The sequence below is a fragment of the Nitritalea sp. genome (assembly GCF_054166705.1).
The window spans coordinates 26,559-53,313 of the sequence record NZ_JBSZCV010000021.1; the positions used below are offsets into that span (position 1 = coordinate 26,559).

Sequence of the window (26,755 nt, forward strand, 5' to 3'; positions counted from 1 at the left end):
ATAAACCTTTAAGGTCGAGAATATCTTTTAAAAATAAAACGAAACGCATGAAAACAAACAAACACCACCTCAATCTCTTGCTCGCTGGACTGATTTTTTTCGGAGCAGCCTGTACGGGAGAGCCTCAGGCGGAGGGACAGGGAAGTACGGAACAACTGGCTTTCGCGACGGTATCGGATAAAATGACGTTTAAAGTAGATACGCTGTATCAGGATTTCGAGCATCCCTGGGGAGTGACCTGGTTGCCTGACGGCAAAATGTTAGTGACGGAACGCAGGGGAGATATCTTGGTTTTCGAAAATGACAGCTACACGGGCCAAAAGCTCGGTGGTGTGCCTGCCGTACACCATGTAAATCAGGCCGGCCTGTTAGACATCACGCTGCATCCCGATTTCGAAACGAACGGCTGGGTATACCTGGCCTATGCTCGTGATGAGGAAGACGGCGGTGTACTGGTCATTTCTCGTGCCAAGCTGGACGGCCTGAACTTGGTGGATCTAGAAGAAATTTATGTCAATTATCCCGCATGGAAAGGGGGGCGCCACTTTGGAAGCCGCATCGTCTTCGATGAAGAGAATTACTTGTATTTCGCAAATGGCGACAAAGGCTCACGTCCAGAAAATGCGCAAGAGCTGGATAATGCCCATGGGAAAATCCATCGTATCCACGATGATGGCCGTATTCCAGAGGATAATCCTTTCGTGGGCCAAGAGGGTGCGGTAGCCTCGATCTGGAGCTACGGAAACCGAAATCCACAGGGCATGGTCTACGATCGCGAAACGCGGCGTCTCTGGGCGGTGGAGCATGGTCCAAAAGGTGGCGATGAGCTAAACCTGATCGAAAAAGGGAAAAATTACGGTTGGCCGACCATTTCGTACGGCATTAATTATGACGGCACCATTCTCACAGAAGAAACCGAGCGTGAAGGCATGGAGCAGCCAGTAACCTACTGGGTGCCTTCCATCGCGACCTGCGGCATGGCCATGGTCACTTCTGACCGCTATCCTGCATGGAAAGGGAATATGCTGGTAGCAGGCTTAGCCGGCATGCAGGTGGCACGTGTGGAGCTGAATGGAACCGACTATGTGGGGGAAGAGAAGCTTTTAGACGGTATCGGTCGGGTGCGCCAGGTGGCACAGAGCCCAGATGGCTATTTGTACGCTCTAGTAGAAGGTACCGGGCTATTAATCAAGCTACTTCCTGTAGAAATTTGATTTTTTAGAAAAAATTGGTTTAAATTTGAGCTGGCTTTCTGAAGCCAGCTTTTTTTATGACCGTTTTCCCAATTGTGCCCACGGTTGATTTTTAGATAAACCCAAATAAGCCTGTTTTTATTAGGAATAAGACAAAATTTAATAAAACCTCCGAGCTTTTAAGCATTTAATTATTCCCCTAATTTTTAAATGTGAAGAAAAATTTGGAATGATCCCTTATTATTCCTTACATTTAATTTTAAAACAACTTGTTTTATACCAATCAAAACAAACCTTATATGAAGAAACAATTACTGAGTATGATGTTCATCTTCGCTTTTTTAGCGGCAGCGTGGGCACAGGAAAAAGTCGTCACCGGGACGGTCGTTTCGGCGGACGATAACGACCCTATACCCGGGGTGAACATTCGGGTGAAGGGAACGAACTTAGGAGCCGTCACAGATATTGACGGAAAGTACACCATACGGGTAGATAATAGCGAGCAGGTACTCGTTTTTTCCTTTATCGGATATAATAACACGGAAGTGACGATCGGAAATCAGTCGGTGATCGATGTGCGCTTACAAACCAACGAGCGGCAGTTAAGCGAAGTCGTCGTGGTCGGGTACGGTACTCAGTCGCGCCGCGACTTAACGGGCTCAGTGGGTAGTGTTACTGGAGAGGATATTAACCGTATGCCCGTAGCCAGTTTAGATGCAGCCATGCAAGGGCGTGCAGCTGGTGTTTTCGTGCAGAGCCCATCGGGAACTCCAGGAGCCGGCATCAGCATGCAGATCCGAGGTAACACTTCTCTTTCCGCAAGCTCGGAACCTCTATATGTAATCGATGGTATTCCGATGATTTCAGAAGACCTTTCGGGGCTATTCTCTGGGGGCCAGGCGACAAACTCGCTTGCAGATATTAATCCGGCGGATATCGAGTCGATCGAAATTCTCAAGGATGCATCTGCAGCAGCCATTTACGGTTCTCGAGGCGCGAATGGTGTTGTTTTGATTACCACGAAGAGAGGAAAATCTGGCGATGCTAAAATAGACATCAACTCTTTTTACGGTTTTCAGCGTGTGACGAATAAAATCGACATGATGGACTCGCGCCAGTTTCTAGAATTGATGGATGAGGCAGCCATGCAAGACAATCGCTTCCTGGGCCGAAATTACCCAGAGCGCTTTGTATCTAACTTATGGGGCTTCGACCTCACAGACCCAGATTTAGAGTTAAGGAATACACGTTGGTTCGACGAAATCTTCCGCGATGCCCCGATCCAAAGTCATGATGTGGCTGTCTCTGGCGGTAATGATAAGACCACGTACTACACCTCTTTGTCTTATTTTAATCAAGAAGGGGTTCAGCTAGGAACAGGCTTCGAGCGCGTTTCAGCACGTTTAAATGTGGACACCAAGGCGCGTGACTGGTTAAAAGTAGGAACCAGCATTAATGTAAGCCGGACCATCCAAGATAGAACGATTAATGACAACTCCCTTTACGGTGTGGTGATTAACTCTCTTGCGGGCGATCCTCTAATGCCTGTTTTCGAGGCAGACGGCAGCTACGCGGATCCATTTGACTATTTCGGCTGGTGGATGCTGGATAACCCCGTACTTATCGCGAATGAGTACCATCGCTTTACGCGTACTACCCGTGGTATCGCGAATACCTATGCGGAGGCGACGATCAACAAAAAGTTGAAGTTTAGAAGCTCTGCGGGCATCGACTTTACTTATTTGGAAGACGAATCTTACACGCCCATCATTTCCCGTGAGTCTGTAAATGCTGAGCTAAATGGACAGGGGACTTTCGGCTCCACGCAGGATTTTACTTGGATTACGGAAAACTACCTGACATACGATGAAGATTTCGGTGGTGGTAAGTCTTACTTGAATGCCGTTTTAGGTACTTCCTTCCAAGCCTCCCGAAGAGCCTTTTCTAGCATCATCGGTCAGGAATTCCCTAGTGACGACTTCGTGGTTTTAGCGGCGGCAGCAAATATTACCAGCGCGTCTACTAACCGTACCGACTGGGGGATCGCTTCCTATTTCTTTAGAACAAACTACAGCTATGCCGATAAATTCTTGGCCACCTTTACGGTCCGTGCAGATGGTTCCTCTCGTTTTGGTAGAAATTTCCGCTTTGGCTACTTCCCTTCCGGTTCTGTAGCATATCGCCTATCAGAAGAAGCCTTTTTACAGGAACAAAACTTTATTTCTGACCTAAAAATTCGTGCTTCCTATGGAGTGGTAGGAAATCAGGATGGTATCGGAAACTTTGCCTCCCGAGGCCTATTCGGTATAAATGCGTACCGTCAGGTGCCTTCTTTACTACCCGTCCAGCTAGCGAATGATAACTTGACCTGGGAAACGACAGCACAGTGGAACTGGGGGATAGACTTCGGTGTCATGAACGACCGTATTACCTTAACAGCAGATTACTTTATCAAGACCACGAATGATCTTTTGCTGAACCGATTGATCCCAGGTATTTCAGGCTTCCGAACAGTAACAGAAAATATCGGTAGTGTGCGAAACCGTGGTCTGGAATTAGGTATCCGAGGTGCTATCGTGAACAATGCGCAGTTCCAGTGGAGCTCGGCCTTTAACATCTCCTGGATCCGTAATGAGATCTTAGCATTAGAGACGAACGATCAGATCATCAGCGACTCCCATATTTTGTCGGTAGGACACCCTATCGGAACCTTCTTCCTTATCGACCACGAAGGAGTGGATCCCGAGACAGGTAATATGCGCTGGATCGATGAAAACGGTGACGGTGCGATTAACTCCGCTGACAGACGAATCGTAGGAAATGCTCAGCCAGACTTCTTTGGAGGCTTTGATAACAACTTCTCCTACAAAGGATTTGACTTAAACGTCTTCTTCCAGTTTACGGTAGGAAACCAAATTTTCAATCACTCCCGCGCGGTATATGAAAATTTAGGATGGAGCAGAATTGGTACCGGTTTCCCTCTACCTGACGGAAACAACCACACTTTAGCTGAAAACAGATGGAGAAATCCTGGCGACATAACCGATATCCCAAGAGCTTCCTTAGAGAATGACAACTGGAGAGAGTACAGCAGCCGCTGGCTGGAAGATGGGTCTTTCCTACGCTTACGTATGCTGACCCTAGGCTACAACTTTAGACCTGAGATCGTTCAGCGCGTAGGAGCTCGTTCTTTACGTGTGTTCTTACAAGGCCAAAACCTGTTGACCTTCACTCGTTACACCGGCTTCGATCCTGAGGTAAGCCAAAACGCACGTGATCCTCGAGTGGCAGGTTCCGACTTCGGTACCTTCCCGCAAACGAGAAGTTTATCCTTAGGTGTTAATATCGGACTTTAATGCAGCCTACTATGAAAAAAATACTCGCTATATGTCTTTCCATGGCCTTCATCGCAGGCTGTGATATTTTGAATCCCGAACCCTTCGCGAATTTAGATGCAAATACCGCGCTTCGTGATGGCGCTTCTGCGAATGCAATCATGCTGGGAGCTTATTCCCGCATGCAGGTAGACCCTTACTATGGAGTGGAATTCGTACTGAATAATGACCTGATCGCTGATAATGCGACCTTCCAAGGTTTCTTCGATAGTCAGCTAGAAATCGATCAGCGTGCTGTCCCATTTACCAACCTTTGGGTGACCCAGGCTTGGCCAAATATTTACCGTGTCGTCAATATCACCAACTTGCTTATCACGGGTATTCCTACACTAGAAGACGAGACTTTTGGCAATAGGGATCGTGTGCTTGGCGAAGCACATGGCGTGCGGGCTTTGGCTTATTTCGACTTATTACGCGTGTATGGGGAATTTTATGACGAAAGTTCCGCATTCGGTGTACCCCTATTACTGGCTCCGATCGAAAATAATGATTTTAACCTGATTCCTAATTTAGCGCGTAGCAGCGTTCAGGAGGTGTACAATCAAATTTTAGCAGATCTAGATGTAGCTATCGCTAATTTACAAGGCTTTAACGACAGAGGACGCTTTAATTTCTGGGCGGCGCTTTCCCTGCGCGCACGCGTACAGCTCTACCGCAAGAACTACGCGGCAGCAGCAACCGACGCGAGCGAGGTAATCAATTCCGGAAATTTCAGCCTCTTAGCTGATGTGAATGCCATTTATGAAGCCACTGAGCCGACAGCAGAGTCTATCTTCGAAGTGGAGTTTAACGATCAGGATCAAAGTGGCTTTAATACCTTCATCATCCGTCGTGATGAGTATAATGTGGATCCCTCTCTTTTAAACTCCTTTGAGGAAGGTGACGCACGTGGAGAGCTATTCGTCTTTTTGCGTAATGCGAACCGGAGCAACAAGTATCCAGATAATACCAACTCGAATAACGCGAAGGTATTTCGCTTCGCTGAACTTTTGCTGATTCGAGCAGAAGCCTTAGCCTATGGCTCTGGAAATCCAGCTGACGGCCTGGAGGACTTAAACCAAGTGCGCGAAAGAGCGGGTTTAGCACCACTGGAAACCGTTAGTTCACTAGATGATTTTCGTGACGCCTTACTTCGTGAACGTAGAGCCGAACTCAACTATGAAGGTCACCGATTCTTCGACCTAGTTCGCTTTAATCAAATAGGAACTGTATTGGGCATGCCTGCCTTCAGAAGGGTCTTCCCGATTCCGCGTGATGAGTTGCAGGTGTCCAGTGCACTCGTTCAGAACCCGGGTTATGAAACACTTTAATAAAGTTGCTAAGTAGAAATAACAGGCATTACAAGCGACATGCCGAATAAAAACGAAAAGCTATCGGGTAACCCGATAGCTTTTTTTTATCTTTCCCTCTAAGCCTGTGAGAACAACCTTGGCTGCATACTTCAGCCGACTACCCAGGAGAAAAGCGAGGACCTTATACCTTCTGATACCAAAACTTCATCGGATCCTGAAAAACGAATTCAAAGCCATGTTCCACTAATTTATCGGCGCTTATCGTTTTCCATGCAGCCGTTTCCGCATAGGAAGCTGGCGGTGCAAATCCCATACGACGCGCATTTTCTTCATACACCTCACGACGACAGGGGTGCAGTGGACTCACCGCATTGTACACTTCATTCCACTTCCCTTCTTCTATCACCCATTGAATTAAACGGATCGCATCTTCTTGATGGATATAGTTGACAGGAGGATTCCCGGCTACACCCTCTTTACCTGAAAAATAGCTTCCCGGTACTCGGTTCACCCCGAGCAAGCCACCGAAGCGCAAGACAGTGCAGTTAAAATCCCCCCCTTGCATATGGTATTCAGCAGCTAAAATACCTGGACTCTCTGACGTTTCTAACAGGAGGGCATCTGACTCCCGTGCAAGCTGCCGCTCATTCGGGTAAACAGAAGTAGAAGAAGCGAAGATTACATGCTTTATCCCCGCTTGTTCGATCATCTCACGTAGGTAACGCATCTGTTCAGGATAAAAATCCCCCGGCATGCTGCGACTTCGCGGTGGCACATTTACCACTAACACATCCACCTGAAAGAGTGCCTGATAGGCTACCCCCTCCGGATAAGGGCTTAACTTAAAATTGACAGCATGCAAGCCATCCGCCCAAAGCCGCTCCTTTTTCGTCTCCGAGGTGCAGGAGCCCACCACGATATAGCCCGCCTCCTTCAGCTGATGCCCGAGAGGCTCCCCCAGCCAGCCAAAACCAATAATTCCTATTTTTTTCATGTCTTCTTTCCAGCTACTTTTTTTCCATTAACGCAGCTGCAGCCGCAGGGTTCTGAGGATAAGCCTTTGCCCCTCGGGCAAAAAAAAGCAGCTCGAAAGCTGCTAAATAAAGTAATCTATTTCTTGGGCATCGTGCCCAGCAAGTAATCCCAAAGAGGTGAACTCACCCCGAAGGCGGCATCAGGATCCTTATAATGATGCACTGCATGGTTCACCCAAAGCACCTTCAAGAAATTTTTCGGCGGCTGAAAGGCATGTACTGCATAGTGGACCGCCAAGTAAGCCGCATAGCCCACTAAGAAACCAGGCAAGAAGTATAGTGCATAATCCTGCATAAGCAAGGTAAACACCCCATAGAATATGGCCGCATAAGCTGCACTCACAAAGGGCGGCATGGCCAATCTGTCCTTATCCTTAGGATAATCATGATGCACCCCGTGAATGGAGTACTGCAGCTTATCCTTAAATTTCGTATCGGGAAGCATATGAAAAAAATGCTTGTGCATCATGTACTCTACAAAAGTAAAGGCCAGGATTCCCAGCAGAAAGACGCCAATACCTACCGGTAAAGCAATGGCTGTACTGCTGACCGCATAATAGAAGGAAACCGAACTGATGCCCAAAAACAACACAATCGGAATGCTGATATGTGTCCGGGACAACTTCTCTAAGGTCGGGTTTTTGAACATTTGAGCAGAACCGGAATTATCAGGCCTGTCCAACCTCCCAATTTTTTTTATTGTGCTACTCATATCCTATTAAAATAGTTGGTTGATTAATACTTTAAAGAACGCGTACTCAAAAAGCATGCAAAAATGCATGCGAATCGGTTATAGAACTGCCTCTGTAACCAAAAGTTTATAAGGAAATAAGCTAATTTAGGTCAGAACCCGATGGGCTTTCGCGATCGTCTCTTCGTAGTAGGCCTCGTAGATGGGGCGTATATTGCTGACATCGAATTCTTTAGCACGCTTTAAGGCATTTTCTTTAAAGCGTGGTAAATTTTCGGCAGCCAGCATGTAGGCTGCTTTTTCTGTCATAGTGGCGACGTCGCCGACATGACAAGCGAAGCCTGTGACACCATCGATATTCAACTCAGGAATTCCACCAGCATTTGAGGTAAGTACAGGAACCTCACAGGCCATGGCTTCTAAGGCGGCCAATCCGAAACTCTCCTTTTCGGAAGGCATGATAAACAAGTCAGCGACTGACAACACTTCTTCCACAGCCTCTAACTTGCCAAGAAACCGCACATCGTCACAGGTGCCTAAATCTCTACAGAGCCGCTCCATACGATCTCTTTCGGGACCATCCCCTACCAAAAGAAGTTTGGCAGGAATACGCTTTCGCAGCTCATAAAAGACACGGATAACATCCTCTACGCGTTTTACTTTGCGAAAGTTAGAGGTATGTACTAAAAGTTTTTCGTCATGCGGACAAATCGCCCGCTTGAAATGTTCCTTTTTCTGCTTCTTAAAACGGTCTAAGTCGATAAAATTCGGAATGACACGAATGTCACGTTGCACATCGAAATGCGCGAAGGTCGCTTGACGTAGGTCTTCCGAGACTGCCGTTACCCCATCTGACTGATTGATGCTGAACGTCACCACCGGTTCGTAGCTCGGATCTTTCCCCACCAGCGTAATATCTGTTCCATGTAGCGTAGTAACCACTGGAATCTCGATGCCCTGTACGCGTAAAATCTGCTTGGCCATAAAAGCTGCAGAAGCATGGGGAATCGCATAATGCACGTGAAGCAGATCCAGCTGCTCGTACTTGACCACATTCACCATCTTGCTGGCCAGCGCCAGCTCATAAGGCGCATGCTCGAAGAGCGGATAGCTTTTAATATCTACCTCATGATAAAAGAGGTTTTCACTAAAAAAATCTAAACGGGTGGGCTGTCTATACGTAATAAAATGCACCTTGTGCCCCACCTTAGCAAGTGCCTTACCTAGCTCCGTAGCCACTACACCACTGCCGCCAAAGGTGGGATAACAAACAATGCCTATTTTCATGCGCTTCTGTATTTAATGCTGTATAAACAGCAAAGTAGGGGGAAAATGTTCATTAAATTCGGTGACTATCGTTACGAAGCAAAAATCAATCCGCTAATCCTCGGCATCTAATAAACGTTCCTGAAATAATTCTATCTGCATCGACTTGTAGATGACATCATGGATACGCTGCCGATAGCTTTCTTTGATCAGAAGATTGTTTTCCGCATTCGGATGCACCCTATTCGACAGAAACACATAGATCAACTCATTATCGGGATCCGCCCAGGCGCAGGTCCCGGTAAAGCCCGTATGCCCGAAGGTGGATTTAGGGGCCAACTTGCCCGCACTTCCGCCCTTATCCAACTCTTTTTCTGGCTTGTCCCATCCGAAGCCCCTCCTGCTGATGGAAGACTGGTAGTCTGTAAATGTGGCGATGGTTTCGGGTCCATAAAGCGCTAAGTCTCCATAAAAACCTCCATTCAGGGCCATTTGCAGCACCGCTGCCACGTCGTAGGCCTGACCAAAGAGCCCGGCATGCCCCGCTACCCCCCCGAACATGGCTGCCCCAGGATCGTGCACATAGCCATGCACCAGCGTTTTTCGTAGGAGCACATCATACTCCGTGGGGGCGATACGCTCCAAAGGGAGTTTTTCCAAAGGGTTAAAGACCAGCGTCCGCAGCCCCATCGGCGCATACACCGTCCGGGTTAAAAAGCGGTCTAAAGGTTCCTGAACCAGACGCTCTACCACCTCCTGAAGTAGGTACATGGTAAGATCCGAATATACATATCCCGCACGCCCACCAGCCTTAGGAGGGTTTAGCTCTGACTGAATCGTCCAGTGCCATATACTGTCACGCAAGTGATCCATCGCATACATGCCGGCCGCGACAGGACGCGAAAACCCTTCCTGCTGCTTCGGCTGATAGTAAACGGACTTCCATGCCCGCTTTTCTAAAGTCTCTGAATAGTAGGGAAGATATGCCTTTAAGCCTGCCTCATGCAGCAGCACATCGCGCAGCTTGAGCCTCCCCTTATTCGTTTGGCGTAGCTCAGGCAAGTAGCGTTCGAGTGGCTGCTCCACATCCAATAAACCCCTGTCTGCGAGGAACATAACCGCTTGTGTCGTGGCCAGTACCTTCGTAAGAGAAGCCAAGTCATAAATGGATTGGGGAGTCGTCGGTGTGCCCCCTTCGTACATGTGGCCACCATAAGCCCGCTCGAAAACTACCTTCCCCGACTTGGCCACCAGCACCACGCCGCCCGGAAAAGCCCGTCGTCGCATGCCTTCTTCCATAATCTGATCGATTTCCGCCAAGGCATCCGGATTCATCCCCTGCTGAAAGGGTGTTGAAAAACCCAGGCGCCCCGAGGGCAGGACATCCTCACCACTTCCTACTCTCCAGCTAAAAGAAGCCGTAACAGGTAATCGGGCTTCGGTGCCGCGGGCACCAAAGAGCAATTCTGGCACTACATCTTGTACGTAACGATTGTTTTCATAGGCGACCACCACATTCCCTAAACCGCTGAGCGCGGCCAGCGCATAAGGAGAGCCATACAGCACAGGTACCACCGTCTTCCCCTTGGCCAAGTCCTTCAGCCAAACCATATCCATCCGGTTCAATCCATAATTACTGCCAGCACCACCGCTTACACCCATCAAATTGACGACCACCACATCAAATTCCGCCAACTTATCCCGGAGCGCACGGCTCGTCTCCCCTTTTGAGATACTGAAATGCTTGGCCTCGGCAAACCGATCGAATTTTTCTTGGAAAACGCTCCCATCTCCGCCTATGGTCAGCGTGGCGATGCGGTTCAAGTCTAAAAATTTCATGGGCAAAAACCCATCCTCATTATCCAGTACCGTGAGCGAGGCCGCATACAGCTCCTTCAGCAGCGCATCGGTGGCCGGGGTATGCAGGCGCTCGGTAAGTCCTGCCGTAAAAACAGGCCCCTGCCGATGTAAGCCCGCCCAGTATTTCGCCTTTAAAATCTTCACTACCTTCGCATTCAGGACGCGCTCATCGAGCTCCCCTTTGCGCAGCGCCTCTAGAATAAGCCGCTTCGCTTTCGGTACATCTTCGGCAAAAAGCAAGACATCATTCCCCGCCAGCAGTGCCTTTAGGTCCACCTCGCCAGGTGTATTGAAATTACTTACCCCCTTCATGTTCAGGGCATCCGTAAAAGCCAGCCCCTGAAAGCCCATTTCCTCCTGAAGCAGACCCTGCACCACCTTCGGAGAAAGCGTAGTGGCCAGATTCGGGGTAGCATCTAGTGCAGGAATGTGCAAGTGTGCCACCATCACGCTGGTAAGGCCCTCCTGAAACAGCATGCGGAAAGGCACTAAATCCACCTCCTCCAGATGCGCCCGACTATTACGGATGATCGGCAGCGTATGATGGGAATCCGCCTCCGTGTCTCCATGACCGGGAAAATGCTTGGCGTTCGCCAAAACTTTTTGCTCCTGCAGCCCCTTCATGTAGGCGGTAGCGAGCTGACCCACTCGCACAGGATCCTCGCCGAAAGAACGATTCCCAATCACCGGATTACGCGGATTCGCATTCACATCCACCACCGGAGCGAAATTGATATGCATGCCGATCTCACGGAACTGCCGGCCGATCTCATTCCCCATGGTGCGGATCAGATCCGGACGGGTATGCGCACCTAAGGTCATGGCACGCGGAAAAGCAGGGAGCGAGTCCAGCCGCATCTGCATGCCCCACTCCGCGTCCATCGCTAAAAATAATGGCACCTTAGCCAGCTCCTGATACCGGTTCGTCAGCGAAGCCTGCCGTCCAGGGCCACCCTGAAAAAAGATTAATCCACCTACTCCTTCCTGCTCGACCAAGCGCGCGATCGCCGCTTCATGCGCTGCCCCCTTATTCGAATAGGCCGCCACCATAAAAAGCTGCCCGATACGCTCTTCCAAGCTCATGGCCTGAAACTGCGCCTCCACCCAAGCCATCTGCTCCGCAAAATCGCGCGTTAGGAGCGGATCCTTATTTTGGGCCCGTAAGGGCCAAAAAAGCAAAAAAGTAGCGAAGTAAATGAGGTAAACTTTTCGGGTCATGGCGCTGTTTAATTTTAAAAACCTGAAAATTAGGATAACTTTGTAAAAGTGACAGTTCGTTACAAAGCTACTTGATTTTATTTGTCTAACAGATCGAATGTAACAAATTCAATCCAGTAACGAAGGAAATAGAGTAAAAATTGAAGAGTGTAGCCCATGAAATTTCCATCCATCTTTAGAACGGCCAAGCCGATGCGTTTCGATATCAAACCACGCTATTACGATCCCGTGCGTGAGGAAATAGAGCAGCGCACCGAGCGCATTCGCCGAGAACTACAGGCAGATGGTAGAATCGCTAGTGAGGACTCCGAACGGCAGCGGCTGCAGGGCGATTATGGCAGTGGGATCCGTGGTGCCTTCGCCCAAGGAGGCAGCATCGGCGGCAGAAAAAGTAGTGCCGCTAGCCAGACAGGTATTTTACGCCTGCTAATCCTTATCTTCTTAGTAGGAAGTTTTTTCGGTTATGTGTACCTTGGACCTATTATGCTATATGTACTGGGCTATGGCGGTGTTTCCATCGCGGGCCTCTTCTTTTTAAATCGCTTAAGAAAGGGACGAACTAGATGAGTGATATTATCCAACTTCTTCCAGACGCTATCGCTAACCAAATAGCCGCCGGAGAAGTCGTTCAGCGCCCCGCTTCGGCGCTAAAGGAGCTCTTAGAAAATGCCGTAGATGCAGGGGCTACCCACATCCAAGTACATATCAAAGAAGCCGGCAAGCAGCTCATCCAAGTTATCGATAATGGAAAGGGGATGAGCGGCACCGATGCGCGCATGAGCTTCGAGCGCCATGCTACCTCGAAAATCCGGGCCTCAGAAGATCTTTTCGCCATTAAAACCTTCGGCTTCCGGGGAGAGGCCCTGGCCTCCATAGCGGCAGTAGCGCAGGTGGAAATGAAAACCAAGCGCGCCAGTGATGAACTGGGAACACGCCTGCTCATAGAAGGCTCAGAGGTGAAAGAACAGAAGCCCGACGCCCTCCCCGACGGTACCGCCATCGCAGTGAAAAACCTTTTCTTTAATGTGCCCGCGCGGCGTAATTTCCTCAAGTCAAACGCCGTGGAAATGCGGCATCTCGTAGAGGAATTCCAACGCGTAGCCTTGGCGCATCCCGAAATTAAAATGAGCTTCCATCAGCAGGACATGGAGCTCTACCAGCTGCCCGTGAGCTCGCTGCAGCAGCGCATCGTGGCGCTGATGGGCAAGCAGTACCGCGGCCAGCTCATCGCCACTCAGGAGGAAAACCCTTTCCTAACCATTAGCGGGTTTGTAGGTAAACCCGAACTCGCACGGAAAACAAAAGGTGAACAGTACCTCTTCGTGAACCATCGCTACATCCGCAGCCCCTATCTGCATCATGCCGTCTGTACGGCCTATGAAGGGCTTATCGCATCTGACCTGCACCCCTTCTACGTGCTCTTCCTGGAAATCGACCCGAAACACATCGACATTAATGTCCACCCGACGAAAACAGAGATAAAATTTGACGATGAACGCACCATCTACGGCGTCGTGAAGACAGCCCTACGTCAGGCGCTTGGAGGTCACCTGGTCGTCCCCACGATCGATTTCGATATGGACGTGAACTTCACTGATAATTTCCAGAAAAATGCCCGCCAGCAAGAAACGCTAGACGAAGAACATCGTATTGAAGTGGATGAGCGTACCCTTTATCCAGATAAAAGCGCAAGCACCACGAACCGCATGGACTTTCGCCCTGGCTTTCAGCGCCCATCCGCACGGGGCTGGGAGCAGCTCTTCGAAGCAGGAGCAGAAGGGGGGGCGCCAGCGCCAAAACCTGCTGGCCAGCAAGCTCCAGACCCCAGACAGCTAAGTCGAGAGGAAGAAACAATGACCTTTGCCTCTCGGGCAAATGAAGAGGAACATCTAGGAGCCACCGCTCCGAAACGTGGGCCACTCGAAAAAGAACAGGCCGGCATGACGTTCCAAATCGATGGCAGCTACATCGTCGCTCAGCTCTCCGGAAGCCTGGTCATCATCGACCAGCAGGCCGCACATGAGCGCGTCCTGTACGAACGTTACATGCGCCAGTACGAAAAGCAACAAGGAGCCAGCCAGCAGTGCCTGTTTCCCCAGCACCTTAGCCTGCATCCTGCCGACTTCGCCCTCGTGATCGACATCATGGAGGACCTGCGACGCCTAGGCTTCGAGCTAAATGTTTTCGGACAGGATACCATACTCATCCAAGGGATTCCGGCAGATGTGCCTGTCAGTGACGGTAAAGTACTCTTCGAAGGACTCCTCGAACAGTTTAAACACTTTAAGGATAAACTATCTTTAGGTACCAGAGAAAACCTCGCACGCGCGCTCGCTAAACGCGCCGCTAAGAAAAAAGGCGCGCAACTGGATAAATTAGAAATGGAGACGCTGGTAGGACAGCTCTTCGCTTGTGAACAACCGAACTACGGCCTGGCCGGAAATAAAACCTTTATCAAATTAGGACCGGACCGTCTTCGCTCCTTCTTTAGCTAACGAAGCATGTTAAACAACCTGACGCCCACTGTAAAAGCCCTCCTGCTGATCACCATAGGTTCTTTCCTCGTGGTAAGCTTTGTACTGCCCGAACTACAGGCCATACTCGCACTTTATTACATCCAAAGCCCCCGCTTTATCCCCACCCAGTACATCAGCTACATGTTCATGCATGCCGATGGCTGGCATTTATTTTCGAATATGCTGGGATTATTCGTTTTTGGCCCCTTATTGGAACAATCTTTGGGGCCTAAACGGTTACTGACATTGTGGATGGTATGTGGCGTCGGGTCAGGATTACTCTATTCCGGTTATACTTCCTTTAAAGTGCATCGCATGGATCAAAAGATCGAAGCCTTCGCGGCCGATCCCGATCCAGATCGCCTCGTGGCGTTCGTGCGCGACTACCCTCACTTGTACCGAAGTACGGTGTATGATTTTATCGATGACTACGAACGCGCTTCGGGAGAACAACGTAAAAATCTAGAAAGGCAAGCCGTTCGCGACATGCAGGGAGCACGAAATAATCAAGTAAACGTCCCCATGGTGGGGGCTTCGGGAGCCCTGTTCGGGATATTGATCGCTTTCGCGATGCTCTTCCCTAACCTGCAGCTCTTCCTGCTCATCCCTCCCATGCCAGTACGTGCGAAATATCTCGTGTTGTTTTATAGCTTATACACCATTTATAACCTATTAAACAGAAACCCATACGATAACGTGGCGCATTTCGCCCACCTAGCAGGACTCCTCATAGGAGCCATAATGATTCTATATTGGAAAAGAAACAGCGGCTTACGCTACTAAAAAATAAGAAGTAAAAGATGTACGGTGGATTTTGGGATAACTTAAAAAATGCATTTAAATACAGCAATAACAGCTTGTATAAACTGCTGGCGATCAATTTAATCGTCTTCTTCGTGATGCTCTTCTTTCGGGTCGTCATGGCCATCGGTGGAGCAGGTGCTGCCTACAGCAAATTAGTCGGCTTTCTCATGCTTCCCGCTGACCTCGGGCAGCTGCTCTTTCAACCTTGGACGCTCTTTACCTACATGTTTTTACATGAAGGCATCTTCCACATCCTGTTTAACATGCTCTTCCTCTACTGGTTCGGGCTTGTGGTAAATGAATACCTCGGCAGTAGAAAATTAGCGAATATTTACGTGCTCGGCGGACTAGCAGGTGCTGGTCTCTACTTGCTTATTTACAACATATCCCCGATGTTCTCCGAGGCAGTGTCCAGCTCACGCATGCTAGGAGCCAGCGCCGGAGTATATGCCGTGGTAGTCGGCGCGGCTACCCTAGATCCGAACAGAACCTTCCAACTACTCCTCTTAGGCCCCGTTAAAATTAAATATATCGCCATTTTTTATGTCATCATCGCCTTTGCAAACAGCGCAGGAGCAAATGCAGGTGGCGAACTGGCCCACCTCGGAGGGGCAGCCATGGGCTTTTTCTATATCCTCCAACTGAAAAAAGGGAATGACCTGGGAAGAATCGTACAGACGGTAGGGCAGTTCTTCGAAAAGCTATTCAAATCTCGACCTGCCATCCGGGTAACCTACCGCAAAAAGGGAGAGTCCCCAGATAAATCGCCCAGCTTTACAGTAGGAGGTAGCCCGAAAGAGAAAGAAACGAGCAAAAAATTCGGCAACAAAAGCAGCGCTTCCAGCAGAAGTACGCTAACGACCCAAGAGGAAATCGATGCCATCCTCGATAAAATCGCTGAAAAAGGCTACGACTCTCTAAGCAAAGACGAGAAACGCAAGCTATTTGAGTTCAGTAAGAAAAGTTAAATGCAGTGCTGATGCTAAGGAGTGTTGCATTAAAGAAACATCAAAACTCCTCAGACTCTACTGAGAAAAAGCCTGTCTACACCCTAATGTGCCCCCAAAAAGTTAGACACTTATTGGGGGTTTTTTAATAAAAAGCTACTAATAAATCACAAAGAAAACTGGTAAACTACACCTACCCGCAAGTACTGCGCACGCTGATTTTGGCTCTGCAAAGAAAACTGGGTAGTAAAACCAAACTGTTCCGTCGCCCGAATAAAAGCGCCCAGCCCAAAGTTTGCCCCGGGACGCGTCTGCCGAAGCCCCGGATCTCCCGGTTGTAAATTGATCCAATAATTATTATACCCCCCCATGATATACACCTGTGTAACCCCTCTGGTCAAATAGTAGCGCAGGTCCACATTCACATTCGTAGAGTTCCCCACCTCTGGAAACCACACCGTAAACGTGGGTGCTATCGAAAACATGTCCGCGAAAAAATACTCCGCACCTACATGCGTTCCTGCTTTTTGGATAAAACCGATGCGGTAGTCACCCCCACCTTGGAGGCGAACATCCCCCATTTCTTGCGCGAAAGCGCCCCAGCCAAAAAGGAAAAATAGCATGCCCAATCCAATCTCTCTTCTCATTTCTTTTCTACTAAAGTGGCCACCTCATTTTTATTTGCCAGCTGCCCACAGGCCGCATCGATATCTTGTCCTCGTGAGCGGCGCACCTTCGCCACGATCCCATTCTCCTCCAAAATGCGCACATACATGTCCACCGCCTCCTGCGCTGCCTGTCGGAAATCCCCCTCGTCGATAGGATTATACTGAATAATATTTACCTTCGACGGAATGTGGCGGCAGAATTTGACCAGTGCACGGGCATGCCGCTCGTCATCATTAATCCCCTGCCAAATCACGTACTCATACGTGACCCGGCGCTGGGTCTTCTGATACCAATACACCAGAGCCTCTGCCAACTCCTCCAGTGGGCTTTTATCGTTTATCGGCATCAGCTGGCTCCGCGTCTCATTAATCGCACTATGCAGCGAAACCGCCAGGTTAAACTTGACCTCCTCATCTGCCATGCGCCGAATCATCTTCGGAATCCCCACCGTAGAAAGCGTAATCCGGCGCGGCGCCATGCCTAAACCATCGGGAGAAGTAATCTTTTCGATGGCTGCCAGCACGTTCGCATAGTTTAGCAGCGGCTCCCCCATGCCCATAAACACGATATTGGTCAGCGGACGCTGAAAAAACTGCTCCGCCTCCTCCTTAATGGCCACTACCTGATCGTAAATCTCATCCGGCTGTAAGTTGCGCATCCGCTTCAGGCGCGCTGTCGCGCAAAAATTACAGTCCAAACTACAGCCCACCTGGGAGGAGACACAGGCCGTAATGCGCTTTTCCGTAGGAATGAGGACCGACTCCACGATCTTATCGTCATGCAGTTTCACCGCATTCTTAATCGTCCCATCCACCGAATGCTGCATGACATCCACCCGCACATGATTGATCACAAAATGCACCTTCAGCATCTCCCGCGTGCTGAGGGAAATGTTCGTCATATCGTCGAAATTCTTTAGGGACTTGTTCCATAACCAGTCATACACTTGCTTGGCGCGGAATTTTTTATCACCTTGAGCGATGAAAAAAGCCTCCAGTTCAGCCAGTGACAGCTGACGGATATCGGTTTTGGTGGATACTTGCATGGTACAAAGATAATAATTATCAGTGGTTTCCGCCTCCTTCAGGATAGTCAGACATTCTGGAAATGCTGCTACCGATAGCCAAACTCCCCCGGAGACTTAGCGCGGCGGAATAAAAACGCACCCCTGAAGCCATTTTCTCATGCTGAAAACAATTTTCCTCCAGCTGCTCTATCCACTAAAACGCGGATTCTCCACAGTTAAGCTGCAGCTAGGCCTACGTTTTGGACTCATTCGAAGTCTAATGGTCATGCCCTACAAGGGTTTCGGAAATACGGAAGAACTTTATTTCATGGGCCGTGTCCTGCGCGATCGCGGCATCGGCCTCTCTACTATCGAAGACAGCCGCTTCCGAAATTTCCGAAAAATGTACAAGCGCTTCATGAGCTGGGAAATCCCCTTTGGCACGGTCAGTGCCCACATCGGAGGGAAGACCCACCGGACCCGCTGCGATGAGGAAGGCTATTTCGCCTTTAGAGTCCCTTATGCCCAGTCCCCCAGCCCCTACCCCCATGTGCTCAGCCTGCGCGTGCAGCTGGAAGACAAGCTTCTGCCCAGCCAGCCAGAGGTTAGCGCCACCGCCTACTGCTACATCCCCGGCACCGAAAGCCGCTTCGGAATCATCTCCGATATCGATGACACCATCGTGCCGACCGGAGCCACACGCCTGTGGGAAATGCTTAAAACAACCTTTCTGGGAAACGCCCACACGCGGCTACCATTCGGAGGGGTCGCCCCCTTCTACCGGGCCCTCAGCCGGGGGCATGCCCAAGAGCCGCAGCATCCCTTTTTCTATGTCTCCAGCTCCCCTTGGAACCTCTACGATTTTTTGACAGAATTTCTAGAGGCTCATCGCCTGCCGCTTGGCCCCCTAATGCTCCGGGACCTGGGAATTTCCCGCGAGCAGTTTATCGCTGGCAGCCATGAGGCTCATAAGTTGCAGCAGATCGACCATATCTTTTCGCTGCACCGTGAGCTGGACTTTTTACTCATCGGAGACTCCGGCCAGAAGGACGCGGAGATCTATTGGCGCGTGGCGCAAAGGGACCCCAAACGCATCAAAGCCGTTTACATCCGGCACGTGAAAGCAGCCAAGACAGCAGAAATGGAAACATTCCGGCAGCGCTTTGAAGGGCTCGGCATCCCCTTTTTGCTCAGCGAAACCACCGAAGCAGCCGCCCGCCATGCGGCCGAAGCAGGATGGATAGACCCTGCAGCTCTCGCAGAAATCAGCCAAACCTGCCGAGACGGCCGGGCCTAGCCTGCCCAGACGGAGACCGAAACTCTTCCAGTAGGCACTGGTAACTTCCGCCTTCCGGGGAAGGGCTAGGCTTCTTTGCGCAGCGCCGCACGCAGGGCTAAGTACACCCCATTCGTCCACCCAAAACCATCTTGGACGGGGTACTCTCCGCCCCCAGCTTCCAGGCTGAGATCTTCCACATGGTACTTTTCCATCATCTTGCCCGTACGCTGAAAGACCGCCTCGTTTAAGGAACACCAGCGCTCTGCCAGCAGGCGAGCCTGTGCCTGCCGCCCCGAAAGCTGAAATGCCTGATAGGCGATCCACTGCAGGGGTGCCCAGCCGTTCGGAGCATCCCACTGCTGCCCGCTATACACTGGCGTACATACGATGCCGCCGGGTTTTAAAAGCTCTCGTTCCAGAAAATCCAAACTTGCGGACGTAATGTGGCCCTCTGCCAGACCCGCCCAGATCGGGAAGGCCATGGCCGCAGAAGGAACCTCGGTACACCTACCTTGCTCCACATCGTAATCTAAAAAAACTCCTGTCTCCGCATCGCGACAGTAGTGCAGCACAGCACTCCGCAACTGCTCCTGCCGCTCTCTCCAGATGCGCTGCTCCACCTCTCGGCCCGAAAGGCCTGCCGCAGTGGCCGCTATGCGGGCATGCTGATACAACAAACTGTTTAAGTCCACCGGACAAAGTGCCGCTGTCCGGATGCTGCTCAACTGCTGCGGGTCCGCCAGCCAGCGGGAGCTAAAATCCCAACCTGACTCACAGGCCGCACGCAGATGCCGGTAAAGAGCTTGCGGGTCTGCAACTTCCCGCGCTAAATGCACATCCTCGCGAAAAGACTCCGGCCGTGGACTATGCGCGGCATCATCATAGCGAAAAAGGTACTGCCCCTCCGAAAGGTCCACCCGTCGATGCGCCTCCCAAAAGGCCCACTCCCGCTCCAGTTGCGTATAAAACTCCGTATAAAGAGCCTGTCGGCCCAACTTCTCCACGGCCAATTCCAGCATCAAGGCAAAAAACGGTGGCTGTGAGCGACTGAGGAAGTAACTACGATTTCCATTCGGAATAAAGCCTATGGTGTCGATTAGCGAAGCAAAGTTCCTTAACATCGCCTCCAGCAGGTCATTTTCACCACTTTCTGCCAAGCCCAGCATCGTAAAATAGCTGTCCCAATAATAAATCTCCCCAAAGCGCCCACCCGGCACCACATAAGCGTAAGGGAGCGGCAGCAGGGAGCTAGGTGGCCGGTGCTCATCTGCTGCACGACGCAGCACCTTCCAGTGCGCATGCAGGTGCGTTTCCAGGGAGTGTACCTGTTTCGCTTCGGCCCCACTCGAAAGGAGAGCATCAGGGGTTTCTGCTACCCTCCCCCCAGCACCCTCTTCAGCTTGTGGTTTCTTTTCCTGCTCTTGCTCCTTTAATAAGGCGGGCTCCAGCACGGGCTCCGGATGAAAAAAAGTAGTGACGAAGGCGGCTAAATCCCAATCAGGGGCTTGGCAGGCCTGTGTGTAAGCGGCCATCACCACCTCAGCATCTGCCTGTGGAATCAGGTCTACGAAAGTTTTGGAATCTGCAAACAAGGAAGAGGTCTGCACTTCCTCAAATAATCCCGGGAAACTCTCGGGAAAATGAATGGGTTTATGAGGCATGTTGATCACGTTTTTTTACTTGTACATGCAGTAGGTAGAGCACCAGACAAAGTGCCACTACGGGAATTAAGGCAAAATAAAAGGCCTGAACACCACCATAGGCCTCGAAAATATGGCCCGTAAGAATGGAGCCCGTCGTTCCTCCTAGCGCACTAAAGACGACGATAAGCCCCGACATGGCGCTTTGCTTATAGCGAGGCAGTGCGCTCAGCACCACCGAATTGATAGTGGGATAGATAGGCGCCAGAAAAACACCAAGCAGCGGAAAGAGGTACACCACGAAAGGCGCACGCAGCCAGCTGATCTCCAGAACCGCATCGGCACCCTGGGCACTGAGCGGCAGGGTCAGCAGAATGCAAGCCCCCACCAGCACCGTACAGCATAGCGTAAAGGTCAGCCAGTGTACGTAGCGCAGGACGATGCCGGCCAGTAGGCGGCCTAGGGCCAAAGCACCCGCAAGCACGGCACCCGCCTGTATGCTCATACTAGCAGGCACGCGTAAAACCTCCTGATAAAAGGTTGGCGTCCAGGTCATAAAAGACTGCTCTATGAGCACAAAAAGGAAGGCGGAGCCCGCAAACACCAGCACCAAAGGCTGCACGGACAGCCGCAGCATGCCCAGAAAATCCTCCCGAGCAGAGCTGTTTTCTTGCTTGGCTTCCCCCTCCTCTAGGGTGGCGTAGGCCAGCAGGCCTGCGGCCAAAAAACATAAAGCTCCGAGGTAGCCATATACCTGCAGCCATTCGCGCGAGCTTGGGTCAGCATCGTTCACGAAAAGCGAAAAAAAGACATTGCCCAGCAGCACCCCCACCATAAAAAAACCCTCAATCGTGGCCATCAGGCTGGAATGCTGTTGGGTATCGCTGGTGATCAGGCCGATCGTAGCGAAAACACTTACCTTAATAAGCGCGAATGAAAGACCTACTACGGCGAAGAGCAACTTAAAATACCAAAAGGAGTCTGCCGCCAGCGGTATCAGCAAGCAGAGACTGCCGACCGCCAGGAGGGCAAGTAGCATCCCCCTTTTAATGCCCAGCTTAGGCAGAAAGGAGGCCACTAAAAAAGAAAAAATGGCAATGGGCAGGTCTTTAAACCCTTCGAGGACGGAAGCATCTGCCTTGGAGACGTCGAAACTACGCTGCACCTGTAAAATGACCGCGCCGACAGAGTTGAGTAGCACTGCGAAGACCATATAATTTACGATCAGCGCTGCACGAATAAGTACATTTGGTTTCATGGGCTTCTTGATAATGGAGCTTTAAGTTTGCGAAAATTTTACAAGAAAAAAAGCCGTCTTGCCACAGGAAAAACTGCTCTACGCCGTCGTAGATGCTAAAATAGCCCTTAGCAAAAAATCTAAACCGATTGAGGATAGATGCGTATTTTTTTCTATTTTTTATAAAATAGACTTGGCAACCTCTCGCTGAAAGGAAGAACACCTCCAATACACGTCTCGGCGGAAGCCCCCATTTGATCCAAACAAATACTTTCATTTGCTTTCGATTTTCCCTAAGCCCCTTTCGTTTGCTTTCGTTTGCTTTCGATTTTCACCAAAATCCCTTTCGTTTGCTTTCGTTTGCTTTCGATTTTCACTAAAACCCCTTTCGTTTGCTTTCGTTTGCTTTCGATTTTTCCTGAGCTCCTTTCGTTTGCTTTAGGATTTTCCTAAAATCGCTTGTGCTCACGGGATAGATCATTAAACTGTGTCTTGGTTTTTCTTTATGTTAGCGGTGCTTGGGTCTTTCGGCCTCCGGCTTCCTACACCGAAGGTAAGGCACGGCTGATCTTTTCCAGCGTTTACCTTTCACTTTACCCTCCACATGCCACTACCACCATCCTTTCAAGAAAATATTGTCAGAGTAGCTCAGCCGATAGGTTTACGACAGAAGACACAGATTTTTAACATTCTACAAAACCTAAGAACACCATGATCTGAGCCTAGATTTTTGATGGGAAATGCTTAGATTTGGTAAAAACCAGACAGATTACCTACCATTGGATAGTTAGGACTGGTTTTTCCAGACAGATAGTATAAGTTAGAGTGCATATTAAGAACCTTCAAGGTGAAACGAATAGTTTTTTCATTTTTGAAAATAGTAACTTAAGGTTTACATTTACGTTATGGGAAAAGTAAGAGAAGTCATTGCTTATCAGGACCATTTTGAGAACTTTTTAAAAGCTCAAACAGAAAAAGTTCAAAACAAGATTTTTAAGGTCATCGAGGCTATTGAAACCTTTGAAAGAGTTCCGGAGACTTACCTGAAACCTATCTAAACAAAGAAAAGGTTATATAAAGCAAGGGTTCAGTTGGCATCTAATATTTGGAGAGTGTTTTGTTTTTTCGATGAAGGAAAGCTAGTGATACTTCTCAATGGCTGCCAAAAGAAAACTCAAAAAACCCCAATCAAAGAAATACAAAAGGCGTCGAAGCTGAGGGATGAATATTACGCTGAAAAGGAAGTTCAAAAAGGAAAAAAAAGGGAATGAATACTAAGAGTTGGAAAGAAATCAAAGACGAAGTATACGGGATCAAAGGAACCGAACGCAGGGATGAATTGGAAAGGGGTTTTGAGTCATTCAAAATTGGATTGCTTTTAAAGAAAGCCAGAGAGAATAAGAATCTTACCCAGGAGCAATTGGCGGAATTGGTGGATAAAAAGAGGGCCTATATTTCAAGGGTGGAGAATAATGGTAGCAACCTTACACTTAAAACGCTTTTTGAAATAGTAGAAAAAGGATTGGGGGTAAGGTCAAGATTTCGATTGAACTTTGAAAAAGGGAATACGCACCCTAACATCACCTTGGATACAGCGGGCGGTCCAAGGTAAATAGGAAAATTCAGTATCTTTAAGAACTCAGGAGTAGGTTGGAAGAGAACGGCTCCGAAGGTCCGCTGTTTACAAGCTGAATCACGTTATGGACAATTCTGAGAATCAAATGAATCCTCCTTTATTCAAAGCAAAAATTTTTATTTCCTTAAAAGGAATGGATTGGAGGATAAATTCTTCTAAGCTGATGTATGGGGGTTTTATTCTGCTAATAACAATTGCCTCTATTGCTAGTCAGTTTAAGTTAAGTCTACCCGTAGATTATTTAATTCGAACCATACTTTTTTCATTATTGGGATTAATTCTCTTTGCAAGCTATTGGGGTACCCATGAAAATGAAAAGAAATTTGGGAAGATAGAAGGTGAGCTGAGAATCAGTTTAGATTCGATAGATGTAAATAATTCTAATTACTCCTGGAATCAAATTGATCAAGTAAAATTTGGAGTTTATGCAATACTTGGGGAAAAGTTGTGGTCTGATACTTATACAATTGCTAGATAGTACGGAGGCCCAGCTTATTCTCAAGGAGTAGACAGTTTCATAGAATTCAAATTTGATGGCGAGAAAGTTAAAGTCTTTTTCCAATTGGAAAGTCCTTCACACAAAGTTGAGCTAAGGAGAATGATGCGCTTGCTTTTTTTTCATGACCGTATGGATCTCTCTTCTACTTACCTAGGATTAAATTTGGAATATGAAGAGATTCAGGAACTCAAAAAGGCCAAAATTAAGTATCGTGAAGACCAGCAATCAAAGTTTAGTTCATGAAGCCAGAAATTGAAATTGTAATTTATCAGTCGGGCCAAGACGCACCTACTAATAAAGTGCTTCTTGAAGAGGATACCCTTTCGATAGATCCATATTAAATTTCTGAATTGTTTTGTACAAATTGGACATCGATTGTCTAATTTAAAGTTGTTCAAAGAAGGGGAAGGCTCCAAGTGGTTTTGAACAATTAAAAAGTCCGTTAGACAACTTGGAAATTTAAGGGGGTAGTTGTACCTTTCTGTAATTGGGAAATAGCCGCCACTATGGCGTCTATCAGGCCGAATCAGAATACTTTGCGCCATAATGGCGTGAAGAGAAATGTTAGGCTCCAGCAAAAGAACCTTCAAAAGCAATTGTTAATTAAAATTTTGAATATGAAGCATCTAACTTTAACGATACCAGATCATCTTGAATTAGATGAGAAGGATACAAAACGATTCCTTGCGGCAAAAATGTATGAATCAGGGAAACTTTCACTCGGACAAGCTGCTGAATTAGCTGGTTTGTCAAAAGTAGCATTTTCAGAGATTCTGGCAGATTATGATGTTTCCTTAATCAACTATCCACCATCGGATATCATAAAAGATGCAGCAAGATTCTAACATCATTATTTCAGATACCAGCTGTTTAATTATTTTGGACAAAATTGATGAGCTTGAGTTATTAAGGAAGATGGGGAAGAAGGTGTTTGTGACTCCGATAATTTTAAAGGAGTTTGGGAAAACGCTACCTGATTGGATTTTGGTTGCTTCGCCTGAAAATTCTTATTATCAACAGATCTTGGAAATGGATTTAGATGAAGGTGAGGCAAGTGCTATCGCATTATTTTTAGAAATGGAAGGCTCAATTCTTATGCTTGATGAACTTAAGGGAAGAAAAGTAGCAGAAAAGCTTAATTTAAGGTATTCGGGTACATTTGGTTTAATTCTTAGAGCCAAACAAATCGGAATTTTAGAAAGGGTAAAACCTATTCTTGAAAAGATAAAGTTAACCAATTTTAGGTTTAATGATAAGCTTTTTGAAAAGGTGTTGGAACAAGCTGGGGAATAACCCAAAGAATGCCAGAGCCTAACATCACCTTGGATACAGCGGGCGGTTCAGAGTAAATTAAAAGTTTAGTATCTTTAAGAAGTTAGGAGTAGGCTGGAAGAGAACGGCTCCGAATGCTCACCGTCTCCAAGCTAAATCACGTTATGGCTCATTTTAAAACGACACGACACAATAGAAAACAATGGCAATTTTTGAAATAGATAAAGGAAAAGCAAAACGAGTTCGACTGAGTGATTTTAAACTCGAAAAGGACTTACAAAAACTTGTTGAAGACAACTTGGAAACAATTTTTAATTGCCGTTTTATTGCGACAGAGTTCTCGACAGGTAACATTCACTCGGGACGAATTGACACGTTAGCACTTTCAGAAGACAACAACCCAGTAATAATTGAATACAAAAAAGTTGCTTCGTCTGACCTCATAAACCAAAGTCTTTACTATTTGCATTGGATTAAAGACCACAAAGGCGACTTTCAAATTGCAGCAAATAAGGCTTTTGGAAAAAATGTTGACGTTGATTGGTCAGACATAAGAGTAATTTGTTTGGCCCCTGAATACAAAAAATACGACTTACACGCAGTTCAAGTAATGGGAGCAAACATTGAACTTTGGCAATACAAGACTTACGAGAACGGAATTTTAAACATAGAAGAAGTTTACAAGCGGACAACTTCAACTTCCAATCAAGACACAGAAGAACTTGTTGGTAAAAATCCAGTAATGGTTGAAGCAGGCAAAAAAGCAGCATTGACTAGAAAAACTGCGACCTACTCGCTTGAAGAACACTTTGAAAATCTTGAAGACAATATTCTCGAATTGTTTAACGCTGTTCGTGACTTCATAGTAACTATTGACAGTTCAATCGAAGAAACACCTAAGAAAAATTATATCGCTTACAAGACAAGTCAGAATTTTGCTTGTTTACAGACATATAGAAAAAAATTGACTTTATATCTGAAACTAAATCCAGACGAAGTGAAACCAATGCCCAGTCAAGGACGAGACGTTAGAGAGATAGGACACTTTGGAACGGGTGACTTTGAGTTGACAATTAAAGACTTGAAAGACTTTGAAGAAACGAAATATTTAATAAACGAAGCATACAAAAATATAGGCGGATGACAAGAAAAACGAGCCATAACATTTAGCCCACTAGAGAAAAGCCCATAAAAAAGCCCTGATAGGAGAAAAAATCTATCAGGGCTTTTTGCTAGTGGCTGTTGACTGACATCTGCAGGGTGAAGGGTTTGCTAGGTGGAATAGTAGGCTGATTTGAGGG

22 protein-coding genes and 1 pseudogene are annotated in these 26,755 nt (G+C 48.1%); 15 read left to right on the forward strand and 8 right to left on the reverse strand.

The window, feature by feature from the left end; translation table 11 throughout:
• Positions 1-47 precede the first annotated feature (47 nt).
• The 3 genes from ACXIT9_RS14070 to ACXIT9_RS14080 all read left to right on the forward strand — a co-directional run bounded on the left by ACXIT9_RS14070 (position 48) and on the right by ACXIT9_RS14080 (position 5,898).
• Positions 48-1,214, forward strand: coding sequence for a PQQ-dependent sugar dehydrogenase (locus tag ACXIT9_RS14070; RefSeq protein WP_458056881.1), 1,167 nt, complete (start codon positions 48-50; stop codon positions 1,212-1,214).
• Between the two features lie 278 nt (positions 1,215-1,492).
• On the forward strand, positions 1,493-4,549 hold the full coding sequence (locus tag ACXIT9_RS14075) for a SusC/RagA family TonB-linked outer membrane protein (protein ID WP_458056882.1): 3,057 nt from the start codon (positions 1,493-1,495) through the stop codon (positions 4,547-4,549).
• 11 nt (positions 4,550-4,560) lie between these two features.
• Positions 4,561-5,898: a RagB/SusD family nutrient uptake outer membrane protein gene (locus ACXIT9_RS14080; RefSeq protein WP_458056883.1), complete on the forward strand. Its 1,338-nt coding sequence runs from the start codon at positions 4,561-4,563 to the stop codon at positions 5,896-5,898.
• A gap of 163 nt (positions 5,899-6,061) precedes the next feature.
• Here the strand turns inward: ACXIT9_RS14080 and ACXIT9_RS14085 are convergent, their stop codons facing one another.
• The 4 genes from ACXIT9_RS14085 to ACXIT9_RS14100 form a co-directional block, all read right to left on the reverse strand.
• Entirely contained in the window at positions 6,062-6,874 is an 813-nt protein-coding gene (locus ACXIT9_RS14085; protein WP_458056884.1) for an NAD-dependent epimerase/dehydratase family protein, read from the reverse strand.
• Positions 6,875-6,990: 116 nt separating this feature from the next.
• Positions 6,991-7,614, reverse strand: coding sequence for a sterol desaturase family protein (locus ACXIT9_RS14090; RefSeq protein ID WP_458056902.1), 624 nt, complete (start codon positions 7,612-7,614; stop codon positions 6,991-6,993).
• A gap of 138 nt (positions 7,615-7,752) precedes the next feature.
• Positions 7,753-8,892: an N-acetyl-alpha-D-glucosaminyl L-malate synthase BshA gene (gene bshA / locus ACXIT9_RS14095; RefSeq protein ID WP_458056885.1), complete on the reverse strand. Its 1,140-nt coding sequence runs from the start codon at positions 8,890-8,892 to the stop codon at positions 7,753-7,755.
• A gap of 93 nt (positions 8,893-8,985) precedes the next feature.
• The gene (locus tag ACXIT9_RS14100) at positions 8,986-11,949 is read right to left on the reverse strand and encodes a glycoside hydrolase family 3 N-terminal domain-containing protein (protein WP_458056886.1); all 2,964 of its coding nucleotides are present in this window, start codon (positions 11,947-11,949) and stop codon (positions 8,986-8,988) included.
• 156 nt (positions 11,950-12,105) lie between these two features.
• On the opposite strand from ACXIT9_RS14100, the gene ACXIT9_RS14105 reads away from it, so the two are divergent.
• The 4 genes from ACXIT9_RS14105 to ACXIT9_RS14120 are packed head-to-tail and all read left to right on the forward strand — an operon-like array spanning position 12,106 to position 16,237.
• The gene (locus tag ACXIT9_RS14105; RefSeq protein WP_458056887.1) at positions 12,106-12,516 is read left to right on the forward strand and encodes a hypothetical protein; all 411 of its coding nucleotides are present in this window, start codon (positions 12,106-12,108) and stop codon (positions 12,514-12,516) included.
• The gene (gene mutL, locus ACXIT9_RS14110) at positions 12,513-14,444 is read left to right on the forward strand and encodes a DNA mismatch repair endonuclease MutL (protein ID WP_458056888.1); all 1,932 of its coding nucleotides are present in this window, start codon (positions 12,513-12,515) and stop codon (positions 14,442-14,444) included. Before ACXIT9_RS14105 ends, mutL begins: the two co-directional genes overlap by 4 nt.
• Before the next feature lie 6 nt (positions 14,445-14,450).
• Positions 14,451-15,248 carry a rhomboid family intramembrane serine protease gene (locus ACXIT9_RS14115; RefSeq protein ID WP_458056889.1) on the forward strand — a complete coding sequence of 266 codons (798 nt, stop codon included), beginning with the start codon at positions 14,451-14,453 and terminating at the stop codon, positions 15,246-15,248.
• 17 nt (positions 15,249-15,265) lie between these two features.
• Positions 15,266-16,237 carry a rhomboid family intramembrane serine protease gene (locus tag ACXIT9_RS14120; protein WP_458056890.1) on the forward strand — a complete coding sequence of 324 codons (972 nt, stop codon included), beginning with the start codon at positions 15,266-15,268 and terminating at the stop codon, positions 16,235-16,237.
• Between the two features lie 146 nt (positions 16,238-16,383).
• Here the strand turns inward: ACXIT9_RS14120 and ACXIT9_RS14125 are convergent, their stop codons facing one another.
• Positions 16,384-16,863: a hypothetical protein gene (locus ACXIT9_RS14125; protein ID WP_458056891.1), complete on the reverse strand. Its 480-nt coding sequence runs from the start codon at positions 16,861-16,863 to the stop codon at positions 16,384-16,386.
• Entirely contained in the window at positions 16,860-17,930 is a 1,071-nt protein-coding gene (gene rlmN / locus ACXIT9_RS14130) for a 23S rRNA (adenine(2503)-C(2))-methyltransferase RlmN (RefSeq protein WP_458056892.1), read from the reverse strand. Before rlmN ends, ACXIT9_RS14125 begins: the two co-directional genes overlap by 4 nt.
• 139 nt (positions 17,931-18,069) lie before the next feature.
• Here rlmN and ACXIT9_RS14135 point away from each other — a divergent pair, with 139 nt between their 5' ends.
• Positions 18,070-19,188, forward strand: coding sequence for an App1 family protein (locus ACXIT9_RS14135; RefSeq protein ID WP_458056893.1), 1,119 nt, complete (start codon positions 18,070-18,072; stop codon positions 19,186-19,188).
• Positions 19,189-19,253: 65 nt separating this feature from the next.
• Here the strand turns inward: ACXIT9_RS14135 and ACXIT9_RS14140 are convergent, their stop codons facing one another.
• Positions 19,254-20,831 carry a trehalase family glycosidase gene (locus ACXIT9_RS14140; RefSeq protein WP_458056894.1) on the reverse strand — a complete coding sequence of 526 codons (1,578 nt, stop codon included), beginning with the start codon at positions 20,829-20,831 and terminating at the stop codon, positions 19,254-19,256.
• Positions 20,821-22,068 carry an MFS transporter gene (locus ACXIT9_RS14145; RefSeq protein ID WP_458056895.1) on the reverse strand — a complete coding sequence of 416 codons (1,248 nt, stop codon included), beginning with the start codon at positions 22,066-22,068 and terminating at the stop codon, positions 20,821-20,823. The genes ACXIT9_RS14140 and ACXIT9_RS14145 overlap by 11 nt, the downstream gene beginning before the upstream one ends.
• Positions 22,069-22,952: 884 nt before the next feature.
• Between ACXIT9_RS14145 and ACXIT9_RS14150 the strand changes: the two genes are divergently transcribed.
• The 7 genes and pseudogenes from ACXIT9_RS14150 to ACXIT9_RS14180 all read left to right on the forward strand — a co-directional run bounded on the left by ACXIT9_RS14150 (position 22,953) and on the right by ACXIT9_RS14180 (position 26,598).
• On the forward strand, positions 22,953-23,105 hold the full coding sequence (locus ACXIT9_RS14150) for a hypothetical protein (RefSeq protein WP_458056896.1): 153 nt from the start codon (positions 22,953-22,955) through the stop codon (positions 23,103-23,105).
• Positions 23,106-23,126: 21 nt separating this feature from the next.
• A pseudogene (locus ACXIT9_RS14155) lies at positions 23,127-23,318 on the forward strand (type II toxin-antitoxin system RelE/ParE family toxin); the annotation flags it as partial.
• The gene (locus ACXIT9_RS14160) at positions 23,315-23,659 is read left to right on the forward strand and encodes a helix-turn-helix domain-containing protein (RefSeq protein WP_458056897.1); all 345 of its coding nucleotides are present in this window, start codon (positions 23,315-23,317) and stop codon (positions 23,657-23,659) included. The pseudogene ACXIT9_RS14155 and the gene ACXIT9_RS14160, both read left to right, overlap by 4 nt.
• A gap of 88 nt (positions 23,660-23,747) precedes the next feature.
• Positions 23,748-24,161, forward strand: a complete 414-nt coding sequence (locus ACXIT9_RS14165; RefSeq protein ID WP_458056898.1) for a hypothetical protein — start codon at positions 23,748-23,750, stop codon at positions 24,159-24,161.
• A 638-nt stretch (positions 24,162-24,799) separates the two neighbouring features.
• Entirely contained in the window at positions 24,800-25,027 is a 228-nt protein-coding gene (locus ACXIT9_RS14170) for a UPF0175 family protein (protein WP_458056899.1), read from the forward strand.
• The gene (locus ACXIT9_RS14175) at positions 25,011-25,475 is read left to right on the forward strand and encodes a DUF3368 domain-containing protein (protein ID WP_458056900.1); all 465 of its coding nucleotides are present in this window, start codon (positions 25,011-25,013) and stop codon (positions 25,473-25,475) included. The genes ACXIT9_RS14170 and ACXIT9_RS14175 overlap by 17 nt, the downstream gene beginning before the upstream one ends.
• A gap of 181 nt (positions 25,476-25,656) precedes the next feature.
• Complete coding sequence (locus ACXIT9_RS14180) at positions 25,657-26,598, forward strand: DUF5655 domain-containing protein (protein ID WP_458056901.1); 942 nt, start codon at positions 25,657-25,659, stop codon at positions 26,596-26,598.
• The last annotated feature ends 157 nt before the right edge of the window (positions 26,599-26,755 follow it).